This window comes from Streptomyces sp. NBC_00669, from assembly GCF_036226785.1.
GTDB lineage: Bacteria > Actinomycetota > Actinomycetes > Streptomycetales > Streptomycetaceae > Actinacidiphila.
In genome coordinates, this window is the sequence record NZ_CP109018.1 from 3,212,169 (window position 1) to 3,223,894 (window position 11,726).

At 73.6% G+C, this 11,726-nt stretch carries 7 protein-coding genes; 3 read left to right on the forward strand and 4 right to left on the reverse strand.

Annotated features, from left to right (window positions below):
* Positions 1 to 53 precede the first annotated feature (53 nt).
* A complete protein-coding gene (locus OG896_RS12980) occupies positions 54 to 545 on the forward strand; it encodes an 8-oxo-dGTP diphosphatase (protein ID WP_328468800.1) in 492 nt (163 codons plus the stop codon).
* 93 nt (positions 546 to 638) lie between these two features.
* Here the strand turns inward: OG896_RS12980 and OG896_RS12985 are convergent, their stop codons facing one another.
* From OG896_RS12985 to OG896_RS12995, 3 genes are all read right to left on the reverse strand, one after another.
* Positions 639 to 1,421, reverse strand: a complete 783-nt coding sequence (locus tag OG896_RS12985) for a ferritin-like domain-containing protein (protein ID WP_328468798.1) — start codon at positions 1,419 to 1,421, stop codon at positions 639 to 641.
* Between the two features lie 128 nt (positions 1,422 to 1,549).
* Positions 1,550 to 4,645, reverse strand: a complete 3,096-nt coding sequence (locus tag OG896_RS12990; protein WP_329365188.1) for a glycoside hydrolase family 15 protein — start codon at positions 4,643 to 4,645, stop codon at positions 1,550 to 1,552.
* A gap of 151 nt (positions 4,646 to 4,796) precedes the next feature.
* On the reverse strand, positions 4,797 to 7,103 hold the full coding sequence (locus OG896_RS12995; RefSeq protein WP_329365190.1) for a carbohydrate-binding module family 20 domain-containing protein: 2,307 nt from the start codon (positions 7,101 to 7,103) through the stop codon (positions 4,797 to 4,799).
* Positions 7,104 to 7,417: 314 nt separating this feature from the next.
* Here OG896_RS12995 and OG896_RS13000 point away from each other — a divergent pair, with 314 nt between their 5' ends.
* The gene (locus OG896_RS13000; RefSeq protein ID WP_329365191.1) at positions 7,418 to 8,392 is read left to right on the forward strand and encodes a methyltransferase domain-containing protein; all 975 of its coding nucleotides are present in this window, start codon (positions 7,418 to 7,420) and stop codon (positions 8,390 to 8,392) included.
* 147 nt (positions 8,393 to 8,539) lie between these two features.
* Here the strand turns inward: OG896_RS13000 and OG896_RS13005 are convergent, their stop codons facing one another.
* Entirely contained in the window at positions 8,540 to 9,073 is a 534-nt protein-coding gene (locus OG896_RS13005; RefSeq protein WP_329365193.1) for an EF-hand domain-containing protein, read from the reverse strand.
* 284 nt (positions 9,074 to 9,357) lie between these two features.
* Between OG896_RS13005 and OG896_RS13010 the strand changes: the two genes are divergently transcribed.
* Positions 9,358 to 11,658: an ATP-binding SpoIIE family protein phosphatase gene (locus OG896_RS13010; RefSeq protein WP_329365195.1), complete on the forward strand. Its 2,301-nt coding sequence runs from the start codon at positions 9,358 to 9,360 to the stop codon at positions 11,656 to 11,658.
* Positions 11,659 to 11,726 lie beyond the last annotated feature (68 nt).

Here is an 11,726-nt window from a genome sequence, read left to right on the forward strand (position 1 = left end):
GCGGCAGGGGGGCGCGTTGTGGCGTCAGGGGAAGGTGCGCCATGATCCGACGGATGGACCAACGTACTCACACCTGCCTGTGTTTCTGCCTGCGCGACGGCGCCGACGGCCGTACGGAGGTGTTGCTCGGGCGCAAGAAGACGGGGCTCGGCGCGGGGAAGGTGGTCGGTCTCGGCGGGCACGTGGAGCCGGGCGAGAGCGCGGCCGAGGCAGCGGTGCGCGAGGTGGCCGAGGAGTCGGGGCTGGTGGTCGACGCGGCCGACCTGCGCTCCGCGGCCGTCGTCGACTGGCGGTTTCCGGCCCGGCCGGCCTGGGACATGTGGGTCACCGCGTTCACCACGTCCCGCGTGCTCGGGGAGGCCGCCGAGACCCGCGAGATCGCGCCGCTCTGGGTGCCGGTGGACGCGCTGCCGCTCGACTCCATGTGGGACGACGCCCGCCATTGGGTTCCCCAGGTGCTGGCGGGACGCACCCTCGACGCGGAGATCGTCTTCTCCGACGACAACGAACACGTCGCCTCCGCCACGATCCGTACGGTGCCCTGACCCGCCGGGGTGGTGTGTTCTGTCGGTTCAGGGACCACCTGCCGGTGCGGGGTTACTCGCGCCGTTCCTCCCCCGGAGCCTCGCCCGGGTGGGTCAGGCTCGCGCGGGGACGGGGGCGCTGCCGAGGGCGTCGCGGCGCAGGGGCATCGTGAGCGTCGTCATGCGGCGCCAACCGTGCACGCGCTCGTAGAGGTAGGTGAGGTGGATGCCGAAGCGGATCAGCGCGGCGGTGGGCGCCGGCCAGCGCAGGATGCGGCCCATCCGGGCCATCACCGCGAGGCTCACGTCGCGGTGCACCCGGATCTCCGCGTGCGCGCACTCGCGCAGCACGCGGTGGATGACCCGGCCGTGCCCGGCGGCAGCCAACCGCAGCAACTCCTCGTGGCAGTAGGCGAGGTGGTTGTCCTCGTCGTGCGAGATCGCCCGGACCGCGCGGCCGACCTCCGGGTGCTCCGCGAAGTACCTGAGCAGCAGCGCCATCTGCTCGGACGCGCGCTGCTCGGTGACCCGGCTGTGCGCCAGATACGTGACGATGTCCTGCTCGGTCAGCGGCTGGTCCGCGCGCAGCCGGGTGTGGGCCAGCCCGATACCGGCCCGCTCCAGCAGCATCGTGTAGTCGGTGTCGGCCGGCACCGGCACCGGCTCCAGCCCGCGCTTGCGCAGCAGCGCGTTGAAGATCCGGCCGTGCTTGTCCTCGTCGGCGCCGTGCCGGGCGATCTTCGGGGCCAGCTCCCGCTGCGAGGGGGGCACCAGCGCGGCGATCCGGCCGTTCTCCCAGCCGCCCTGGGCCTCGCCGCTGGCCGCGATGGAGCAGAAGAGCCGGTAGGCGTCGTCGTCGTCCACGATCGAGGTGAACAGCCCGCGCACCGAAAGCATCCCGTACCCCTCTCGCCGCCCAGCAGGTATCAGCGCCAGTCAAGGTTGGCCCCGGCCGGTCCGCAACCGCATCGGCCCCGCGGTTCGCCCATCCGGGTGACTCCCGCGGGACCGTGCGGCGGGCCGGTTCAGCAGCCGCCGTACCCCTCCCAGTTCGCGACGGTGTCGTGCTGCGTGCCGCCGTCGATCACGAGGGTGCGGTTGCCGACGTAGGCGCAGCCGGCGGTCTCCTCGTTGTTCGCCCAGGCACCGCCGAGCGTGTACTTGTACTGGATCGTGGTGGGCCCGGCGGCCTTGACGGTGGCGGTCCAGTGGGTGGCGTCGACGCGGGTGAAGGCGATCCCGTCCGGTGCCCAGTCGGCGGCGCCCCCGCCGAGCGCGGACAGGGTGCCGGCGAGGTAGACGGTCTTGCCGCTGGGGTCGGTGGCGGCGGGCACCGTCAGGTCGATCACCTCGACGTTGTTCGCGGTGGTGGTGGCGGTGACGGCGGCGGAGGCGTCGGACTCGTTGCCGTCGGTGTCGTAGGCGGTGACGGTGTAGGTGTACGCGGTGGTGGGCGTGAGGCCGGTGTCGGTGTAGGTCGTGCCGGTGGTGGTGCCGGCCAGGGCGGTGGTGCCGCTGCCGGTGGCGCGGTAGACGCGGTAGCCGGCCACGGTGCCGCCCGAGGTGTCGGTGGCGGCCTGCCAGGTCAGCGCGGCGGTGGTGCTGGTGGCGGTGGCCTTCAGGCCGGTCGGGGCCTGGGGCGGCGGTCCGGGCGTCTTGGTGGTGACGTGGATGCTCGCCGAGGCGGGCGAGGTGCCGACGTTGTTGGAGGCGGTGACGTAGTAGGTGTAGCCGGTGGCGGCGTCCAGGCCGCTGTCGGCGTAGGTGGTGTCGGCGGTGGTGGCGACCAGGGCCGCGGTGCCGCTGCCGGTGGCCCGGTAGACCTGGTAGCCGGCCGCGCGCGCGTCGCCGGTCCAGGACAGGGTGACGCCGGTGGTGCGGACCGCGGTGGCCGCGAGGCCGGTGGGCGCGGCCGGGGCCTCGGTGGGCGGCGCCGCGCACGCGTCGAAGGTCTGGCAGACGGCGGTGGGCGTGTCCACGTCCTGGCCGGCGGAGATGTCGACGGCCAGCCGCACGTACTGGGCCATCGCCCACATCAGCGGGGTGGCGGAGTTGTCCGGCTTGCCGAAGGTGAAGCCGTTGGCGCCGGTGCTGCCGCCCCAGACCTGCTCGGAGATCTGGTGGTCGGCGGCGGCGCCGGCCATGGTCCCGAGCGCGGACTGCGCGCCGGTGAGGTCGCCGGCGGCCACCTCGTACTCGCCGCGCTCGCCGGTGAGCACCGGCCAGGGCTGCCCGGTGCCGGCGCCGGTGTAGTCCGCGCCCGAGCCGGTCTCGCCGTAGCCGTCGAAGCCGTAGCGGTGGTCGATGGCGCCCTCGGGGGTCTGCACGGCGATCTGCGCGTCGTCGACGGCGAGGGTGTTCGTCACCTCGGTGGACTTCGGGGCCAGCACCCCGAGCCGGACCAGGTCGAGGAAGCTCTGGTCGACCACGGTCCGGTCGTCGTGGTTGCCGCCGCCGTTGGCCAGGCCGATGGTGGCGCCGGAGTCCGGCTGACCGTCAGGGGTGATCCGCAGGAAGTAACTGCCGTTCCCGTACGAGCCGTTGGTGGTGTAGGTCCAGCTGTCCACCTTCGACGCCCAGTCCTTGGCGGTGGCCAGCCACGAAGTGGCGTCCGCGGTGTCGCCGTTGGCGGTGGCGAGCTGCGCGGCGCAGACCAGGCCGGCGATCTCGGCGGCGATGGTGGCCGGGGAGTAGCCGCCGTTCTCCTCCCAGCGCTCCTGCCCGGTGGTGGGGCCGTGGGCGGCGATGAAGGCGGCCAGCAGCTTCACCTTGGCGAAGTCCGCGGCGCCGGTGCGGCCCAACTGGTAGGCGAGGATGATCGGATCGGCCTGCTCGTCCTGCTGGTTGCCGCCCCACATCGGGTTGCCGTTCAGCCAGGTGTTCTGCTTGACCTGCCCGTTCGCGGACATCTCGTAGTCGAGGATGTACGTCAGCGCGTCGCTCGCGTCCTGCTTGTCGCCGACGGCCAGCAGCGCGGAGGCCATCTGGTACTCGTCGCGGGTCCACACCAGGTGGTAGCCGTGCTGCCCGCCGCCGTCGGCGCCGACCGACGCTCCCCACGGGGTGGACGGCGAGGCGACGAAGGCACCGGTGTACGTCTTGTCCTCGTCGGCCTTCAGCTCCATCAGCGAGATCTCGTACTGCGTGAGCAGGTCGGGGCTCGAAGCGACCGACGCCGGCGGCGAGTCGAGGCCGGCCCACCAGTCGTGCCAGCCGGACTGGAAGGCGCCCTCGGTGGCGGCGAAGCCGGCTGCCAGCGACGCGGAGGCGTCCGAGACGGCCGCGGCGGTGGTCGCGCCGAAGGCCAGCGCCATGGTGAAGGTGGTCGAACCGGAGGCGGCGACCGGGATGCCCGCGGTCTGCTCGATGTGGCCGGGGCTGGGCACCGCGCTGTAGGGGGTGGACAGTTCGTGGCCGCCGGTGAGCTGGGTGCTGCCGCTGCTCGCGGTGCCGACGTAGCCGGTGGAGGCGGTGGTGAAGGGCACGGAGGCGGCGAGTGCGCTGGCCACCGGTCCGTTGGACGCGGTGAGGTCGCCGCTGGCGGCGTCGGTGCCGCCGCTGTTGCCGTTGCCCTGGTTGTCCAGTTGGGGCAGGTAGTCCGCGTAGAGCGCCAGCGGGGTGGCGGAGTTGTTGGTGAAGGTGGTGTGCACCAGGATCACCGAGCGGGCCGGGTCGGCGACGTAGGTCTTGGTGATCGTGTACGCGCCGGAGGTGGCGGTGTTGGTCTGGGTGAAGGTCGGCGACCTCGGGTCGGCGAGGGCGACCTGGTGGGTGGTGGAGCCGATCTCGTCGTCGGTGAAGGTCGAGCCGTCGCTGACGTAGAACTGGAGGCCGTAGGTGTCCGGGTTGTCGGTCTGCGGGTAGTACACGTTCTGCAGCGCGCCGTTGGCGAGCAGGTACCAGACCTTGGAGTCCGGGCCGATCGCGGTGGCGTAGCCCTGGGTGCCCAGCGGCTCGTTCCAGCTGGAGGCGGAGCCGGGGCCGCCGGGGGCGGTCGCGGCGCCGGCCGGCGGGGAGGTCCAGGCGACCGCGGCGGCGAGCAGGCCCGCGCAGGCGGCGGCGACGGTGAGCAGGCGTCGGCGGGGTGGGGGCGCGTCGGACGGGCGGAGCGGCATATGCATGACTGCCTTCCGGGTGGGGGGGATCTGCGAGGGAGGGCGAGGTGCCGTCGGCGTGGGGTGCCTTCGGCGAGGCCCGCGCGACGGGGCCCGGACACGCGCCGGTCCGGGCCCGTCGCGGGGCGACTGCCTTGCTGGCGGACTTCCAGGCGCCTTACTTCCAGGTGTCGTTGAGCGTGAGCGTGCCCGAACCGCCGGTGCCGGCGGTGCGGTTGGCGCCCGACTCCCATGTCACGTTCCCGGAGGCGTCCTTGAGGATGTACTTGTACTCGAAGGACGTGTTCGGCGGCAGGTTCGCGGTGCCGGACCAGTGCGCCTGGTCGGTGGAGCTGAGCGCGATCGCCTGGGCGGGGGCCCAGTCGCCGAGCACCGGGATCGAGCCGGTCACGTAGACCTTCTGGCCGGCGGGCGCGGACTCCGCCTCGTGGAAGGCGACGGCGACCTGGTTCGCGCCGCCGGAGGACTGGACGCCCCAGGTGTCGTCCAGGGTGCCGCCGGCGCTGCCGGTGTCGGCGGTGTGGTTGTTGCCCGGCTCCCATGTCACGTTCCCGGACGCGTCCTTGAGGATGTACTTGTACTCGAAGGACGTGTTCGCCGGGAGGTTCACCGCGCCGGTCCAGTCGGTGCCGTCGGTGGAGTCCAGCGGGATCGCCTGGGTGGTGTCCCAGCCGGCCAGCGCCGAGACGGAGCCGACCAGGTAGACCTGCTGGCCGGCGGGCGCGGCCTCGGACTCGTGGAAGGTCTCGGTGACGGTGCCGGCCGGCGGGGTGGTCGGGGGCGTCGTCGGCGGCGTGGTGGGCGGGGTGGTCGTCGAGGTGCCGGCCCGGTACAGCGCGACGGAGTCGTGCGCGGGCACGGTCACCGAGGCGGTGCCGTCCGAGCCGACGGTGACGGTGGAGCCGCTGCAACCGCCGGAGGAGGTGAGGTCGCCGTGGATGACGTCGCAGTACGTGCCCGCGGCCAGGCCGGTGGTGAGGGTGGCGGTCACCGCGGAGTCGCTGTTGTTCAGGCTGATCCACGCCTGGTCACCGCGGCTGAACGCGATCGCGTTGTTGCCGTTGTCCCACCAGTTGGCGACCTGCCCGCCCTGGGCCGCGTTGTGCCAGCCGACCATGTTCGCGATGCCCTGCACCCGGTCGGTGCACACCCACGCGCTGGAGGAGCAGTCGGTGTTGGTGACGTAGCCGTTGCCGTCGGCCGGCGGGGAGTCGTCGGAGCTGTTGAAGGCGAAGCCGGAGTACACCGTCGGGGCGCCGTATCCCCAGGCGAGCATGAACTCGGTGGCCAGCGTGTACTGCGAGCCGTTCTTGTAGTTCAGGGTGCTGCCGTTGCGCTCGGTGTCGTGGTTGGTGACCATCGCGCCGTCCTTGTCGGCCGGCTCCAGGCCCCAACTCTGGCCGAATGTCTTGAGGTTGGCGATGTTCCCCTGGAACTGCGCCTTCATCGCGTTGGCGTAGTCGAAGCCGATCACGCTGCCGTTGGACTCGAACGCGGCGGGCGCGAGGTTGCCGCCGCTGCCGAGCGCGACCTCCTGCAGGACGTACGGCCGCGCGCCCCACTCGGTGTCGGAGAGCCGGGACTCGATGTTCGCCATGTCGGACTGGTTGATGTGCTTGGCGGAGTCGACCCGGAAGCCGTCGACCCCGTAGCCGATCAGCTTGTTGAGGTATCCGGCGATCTTGCCGCGCACGTCGTCGGTCTCGGTGTAGAGGTCGGCGAGGTTGGACAGGTCGCACTCCTGGACCTGGGTCTGGTTGTTCCAGTCGTCGATGGCCATGTCGGCGTTGGGGCAGTTGGCCGGGGAGGTGTGGAAGTCCGAGGAGGCGTAGGGGACCTGGCCGTAGGACTTCGAGCCGACGTTGAAGCTGTCGCCGCCGTAGGAGTCGGTGCTGGCCTGGTCGTTGCCGGACATGTGGTTGATCACCGCGTCGGCGTAGACCTTGACGCCCGCGTCGTGGCAGGCGGTGACCATCGACTGGAACTGCGCCTCGGTGCCCATCCGGCTGTTCAGGTCGTAGCCGACCGGCTGGTAGATCTCCCACCAGGGGTGCGCGCCGGACAGCCGGATCGAGTCCTGCGGCGGGGCGACGAGCACCGATCCGTAGCCCTTGGGGCCGAGTTGGGTGGTGCACTCGTTCGCGACCGACGGCCAGTTCCACATGAAGAGGTTGGCGGTCACGTCGCTGCCGTTGCCGCCGCTCGCGGCCGCGGTGGTGGCGGGGCCCGCGTGCGCGGTGCCCTGGACGGCGGCGAGCGGGACGACGGCGCCGGCCACCAGGGCGGCGGCGGCGAACAGGGCCCGGCGGACGCCTTGTCGGCCCCCGCGCCGCGGAGTCCGCGGCCGGCCGCCGTGCGGCTCGGCGTGGCGCGACGCCGAGGAGGGCGGCTCCGAGGAGGGCGGCTCGAAGCAGGGCGGCTCCGCGCGGTGGGGGGGATCGGCGCGGTCTGGTGAGCGAAGCATGGATGGCTCCCGCTGATGGTGGAGGACTGCGGCATGCGTACGCGACCACCCGGCTCCGACGCGCCTCGGACGAGCGGCCCGGTGGCCCTCCCGTGGGCCCCCGGAGCCAACCGCCGCGGTAGGCACGACGGTTGAACGCGAGGTAGACCATGCTCCGGACCGGCAGCCCCGTCAAGACGTTCTGCAACGACTTTCCTGGTGTTGCAGAAAGCTTGCGCAGTGCGGTCCAGGGCAGGCCGGGGAGAATCACCTTTTGAGGTGGGTTACCGGGAAATCACCGAGGACGGCCCGGTACGGCTGCCACGGTTGCGGGCATGGACGCAGATACGACGCCCGCTCCTGACCTGCAGGACGGCCACGCCGGAGACCGGACCGAGCCCCGCACCCTCGCCGAGGCCGAGCGCGAGTCCGTTCCCGAGCCTCGATCCGAGCCCGAGTCTCGATCCGAGCCCGGAGCCGAGCTGGCCGTCGGACCCGGGGCCGGACCCGGGACCGGCGCTCCGGTCTGGAGCCAGGAGCGCTACCGGGACGGGATGTTCAGCCACGCCGTCGACGGCGAGCGCGGCCGTCTCCAGCTGCTGGAGTCCGTGCTCGACGAGGCCACCCGGTCCCGGCTGACCGCGCTCGGCCTGAAGCCCGGCGACGACGTGCTGGAGGTCGGCGGCGGCGCGGGGTCGGTGGCCCGCTGGACGGCCGGGCAGGGCGCCCGGGTGACCGTGACCGACCTGGACACCGCCTTCCTGGGCGATCTGTCCGGGTCCGGGGTACGGGTGCTGCGGCACGACATGTACACCGAGGACTTCCCGCCGGAGTCGTTCGACGTGGTGCACACCCGCTTCGTCCTGCTGCACCTGCCCGACCCGGACCGGGCGGTGGCGCGGCTGGCGAGCTGGCTCAAGCCGGGCGGGGTGCTGCTGGTCGAGGAGCCGGCGTCGTTCCCGGTGCTCGACTCCCCGCACGCGGCGTACTGCACCGTGATGCGTGCCTTCCGGGACCACCTGGAGCGCGCGCTCGGCTCCCACACCGCGTGGGCCCGGAGCCTGCCGGTTCCCTTGCAGCGGGCCGGACTCGGCGAGGTCGGCATCGACCCGCGGCTACAGGTCGTGTACGGCGGCGGGGCCGAGACACGGTGGTGGCAGATGACCCTGGAGCAGGCGCGCGAGGGGATCGTGGCGGCGGGCCTGGCGCGCGACGCCGACTTCGAGGCGGCCTACCGGGAGATGGACGCGCCTGACTTCGTCGACCTGTCCGTGGCGGTGTTCGCGGCGTGGGGCCGGCGGGTGCTGTGACACCCGCCGGCCCCACGGTCCCGGCGGGCCGCGCGGGGCGCCGTCCGGCCACCGGCGCGGCCCCCGCACGGCCCTCGCGCGGGCGGGCCGCGGCCGCGCCCCCGATCGGCTCTCGTACGGCTCTCAGGAAGCTCCCCGGGCAGCTCCTCAGACGGCCGGGGCGCCGACCAGGTGGTCGGCGGGGATGCCGCCCTTGAGCGGGTGGTAGTAGTCCTTGATGGCCTCCACCCAGACCGGCACCGCGACCCGGTCGGCCGCGTCGGGCGCGAACGCGTCGAACAGCGCGTGGATGTTGGGGAGCCGGAAGCCGATCGCGGTCATCAGCGCCACGAACAGCGGGCGTTCGATCAGGCCGTCGCCGTCCGGATCGCCCAACGCGGCCAGGGCGTGGGCGAAGTCGGCGATCGCGTCGTCGAACCGCTCCGGCGCGAGCACGCACGCCTGGAACTCCTCGTAGCTGATCCGGCCGTCCTGGTTGGCGTCCAACTCCGTGACCAGCGTGGTCCAGTAGCGCTGCAAGGCGGACGCCATCGCGGCCCTGGCGGCGTCGTCGGAGGCGGTCGCCGCTTCGGCCACGCGCCGGTTCATCAGGTCGAAATCGTCGGGTTCGAGGTATCCGTTGCCGTCCGCGTCGAACAGCGTGAAGACCAGCTTGACTCGGTTGACCGCTTCGGTGCGCATCCTGTCCCGCCTTCCGTCGGAATCCGGGGGCACCGGGGACCCCCGGAGACTCTGCGGTTCCACTGTGCGAGCCTCCGTGCCGCCCCGGCCCGGGAACGGCCCGGCTTCACCGCAATGAGTGAGCCTCCCGGGACAAACCCGGCGGAGCCGGCGCACGGAGGCTCCGCACGGCGGTCACGGGGCTCGCGTACGGCGCTCCCGGGCCCGCGGCGGGCGGCGGGCGCTGCCGGGCGCGGTGGCACGCCCGGCGCGCGGGCGGTCGGCGCCCGGGTTTCAATGGGCGTATGGGTTCGAGCGGGCCTGGGCGGCGAGGCGACGCCGACGGGCCGGAGGGACCGGCGCGCCGGTCGCGAGGCGACGCGGCGCTGGTGGTGGACGCCCGCAAGACGGTGGTGAGCTGCACCAGGCGGGCGGCGGCGCTGCTCGGATGCAGCCCCGACGCGCTGCGCGGCCGCGATGTCGTGGACCTGTTCGAGGACCCCGGGACCTGGTCCGTGCTGGCGTCGGGCGCGCTCGGCGGCCGGCAGAACACCGGCGGGGTGGTGCTGCTGCGGCCCGGCGGCGGGACGCTGCACGTACGGCTGCGGGTGTCCGTCCTGGTGCCGGACGGCACGCACGGCGCGCACTTCCTGCTGCGGATGGCGCAGGGCGGGCCGCCGGGCCCGGACCGGGCCGAGCCGGGCGCCGCGGCGCAGGACCCCGGCCCGAGCGCAGAGGACACCGAGCCGCGCGCCGAGGACGGCCCGCTGAGACGCCCGCGGCTGGCCACCGCGGGCGTCAGCGCGTCGGAGCGGGCCGACCTGCGGTACGCGTCCGCGGCGGCGATCGGCGGGTCACTGGACATCACCCGCAACGCGGAGGACCTGGCGGCCGTCCTCGTGCCCGCCTTCGCGGATCTGGCCGCGGTCGACCTGACGCTCTCGGTGCTCCAGGGCGAGGAGCCCGCCCCGTTCACCGGCGCGACCCCGTTGAGCAGGGTGGCCGTGGCGTCGGTCGGCGAGTGGCCGCAGGAGCTGTACCCGCGCGGCGCCACCCTGACCGTCGGCGACGTCGCGAGCGAGCAGGTGCGGCGCGGCGCCGCGGGCTTCCTGCCCGACCTCACCGAGTTGCGGTCGCTGCTGGCGGCGCAGGAGGAGCGGTCCCGGCTGTTCCTCCCGCCCGGCGCCACGTCGCTGCTGCTGATGCCGGTGCAGGCGCGCGGCCTGGTCCTGGGCACCGTGCTGCTCTGGCGTACCGGCCGGCGCCGCCCGTTCGACGAGAACGACGCCGGCCTCGCCGACGAGGTCGCCTCGCGGGCCGCGCTGAGCATCGACAACGCGCGCCGCTACACCAAGGAGCGCCGTACCGCCGAGACCCTTCAACGCAGCCTGCTGCCAAGGGTGGTGGAGGAGAGCACGGCGGCCGAGACGTCCGGCGTGTACGTGCCCGGCGGCACCCCCGAGGGCATCGGCGGGAGTTGGTTCGACGTCATCGAACTGTCCTCCGCCCGGGTCGCGTTCCTGGTCGGGCGGGTGCCCGGGCACGGGCTCGGCGCGACCGCCGCGATGGGCCGGCTGCGCGCCGCGGTGGGCACCCTCGCCGACCTGGACCCGGCGCCCGACGAACTCCTCAGCCACCTCGACGACCTGGTCGTGCGCTTCGCGAACACCGACGACCGCGACCCGGTCCACACCGGTATCGAGGGCGCGCTGCGCGGGGCCTCCTGCGTCTACGCGACCTACGACCCGCTCACCGGCCGCTGCCTGATCGCGTCGGCGGGGCACCCGGGACCGGTCCTGGTACGGGGAGGGGCCGCCGGGCCCGGCCAGGTCGCCGCACCCGATCCGGCCGGACCCGACGCCGCCGAACCGCCTGCCGGGGCCGAACCGCCTGCCGGGGCCGAACCGCCGGCGGCGGCCGAACCGCTGGTCGCCGAGCAGGTCGAGGTCACCGCGGGCCCGCCGCTGGGCACCGGCAACGGGCCTTTCGAGATGGCCGAGTTGCTGCTGTCCGCCGGAGACGTCCTGGTCTTCCACAGCGACGGCGCCGCACCGCGCGACGACCCGGCCGGGCACCGCCGGCAGGCGGCGGTCGCGGAGGTCGCGCGGTCGGCGGCGGCGAGCGGCCGCTCGATGGCGGACGCCGGCCGCGAGCTGCTCGGCCGCCTCTCCGACCCGGCCCCCGACCACGACCAGGCCCTCCTGCTGGCCCGCACCCGCGAGTTGCCCGCCGACCGGACCGCCGGGTGGACGGTGACCGCCGACCCCGAGGCGGTGGCCGAGGTCCGTTCCGGCGTCACCGACCAGCTCACCGCCTGGGGCCTGACCGAACTGGCCTTCAGCACCGAGCTGATCGTCAGCGAACTGGTCACCAACGCCATCCGGTACGCGGGCGCGCCGATCACCGTCCGGCTGATCAAGGACCAGCGGCTGATCTGCGAGGTCTCCGACCCCAGCCAGACCCAGCCGCACCTGCGCCGCGCCCGCCTCACCGACGAGGGCGGCCGCGGGCTGTTCCTGATCGCCCAGCTCACCCACCGCTGGGGCAGCCGCTACACCCCCGAGGGCAAGACCATCTGGACCGAGCAGCTCCTCACCCCCCGCTGACTGCTCCCCCGCCCCGTTCCGCCGCCGCCCCCGCCCGTGGCCGCGACAGGGCCCCCGGACGGCGTGCT

What these genes read in the sequence shown, in the direction of transcription:
- OG896_RS12980 (WP_328468800.1), top strand. Translation starts at nt 54, where the DNA reads ATGGACCAACGTACTCACACCTGCCTGTGTTTCTGCCTGCGCGACGGC.
- OG896_RS12985 (WP_328468798.1), bottom strand. Translation starts at nt 1,421, where the DNA reads ATGCTTTCGGTGCGCGGGCTGTTCACCTCGATCGTGGACGACGACGAC.
- OG896_RS12990 (WP_329365188.1), bottom strand. Translation starts at nt 4,645, where the DNA reads ATGCATATGCCGCTCCGCCCGTCCGACGCGCCCCCACCCCGCCGACGC.
- OG896_RS12995 (WP_329365190.1), bottom strand. Translation starts at nt 7,103, where the DNA reads ATGCTTCGCTCACCAGACCGCGCCGATCCCCCCCACCGCGCGGAGCCG.
- OG896_RS13000 (WP_329365191.1), top strand. Translation starts at nt 7,418, where the DNA reads ATGGACGCAGATACGACGCCCGCTCCTGACCTGCAGGACGGCCACGCC.
- OG896_RS13005 (WP_329365193.1), bottom strand. Translation starts at nt 9,073, where the DNA reads ATGCGCACCGAAGCGGTCAACCGAGTCAAGCTGGTCTTCACGCTGTTC.
- OG896_RS13010 (WP_329365195.1), top strand. Translation starts at nt 9,358, where the DNA reads ATGGGTTCGAGCGGGCCTGGGCGGCGAGGCGACGCCGACGGGCCGGAG.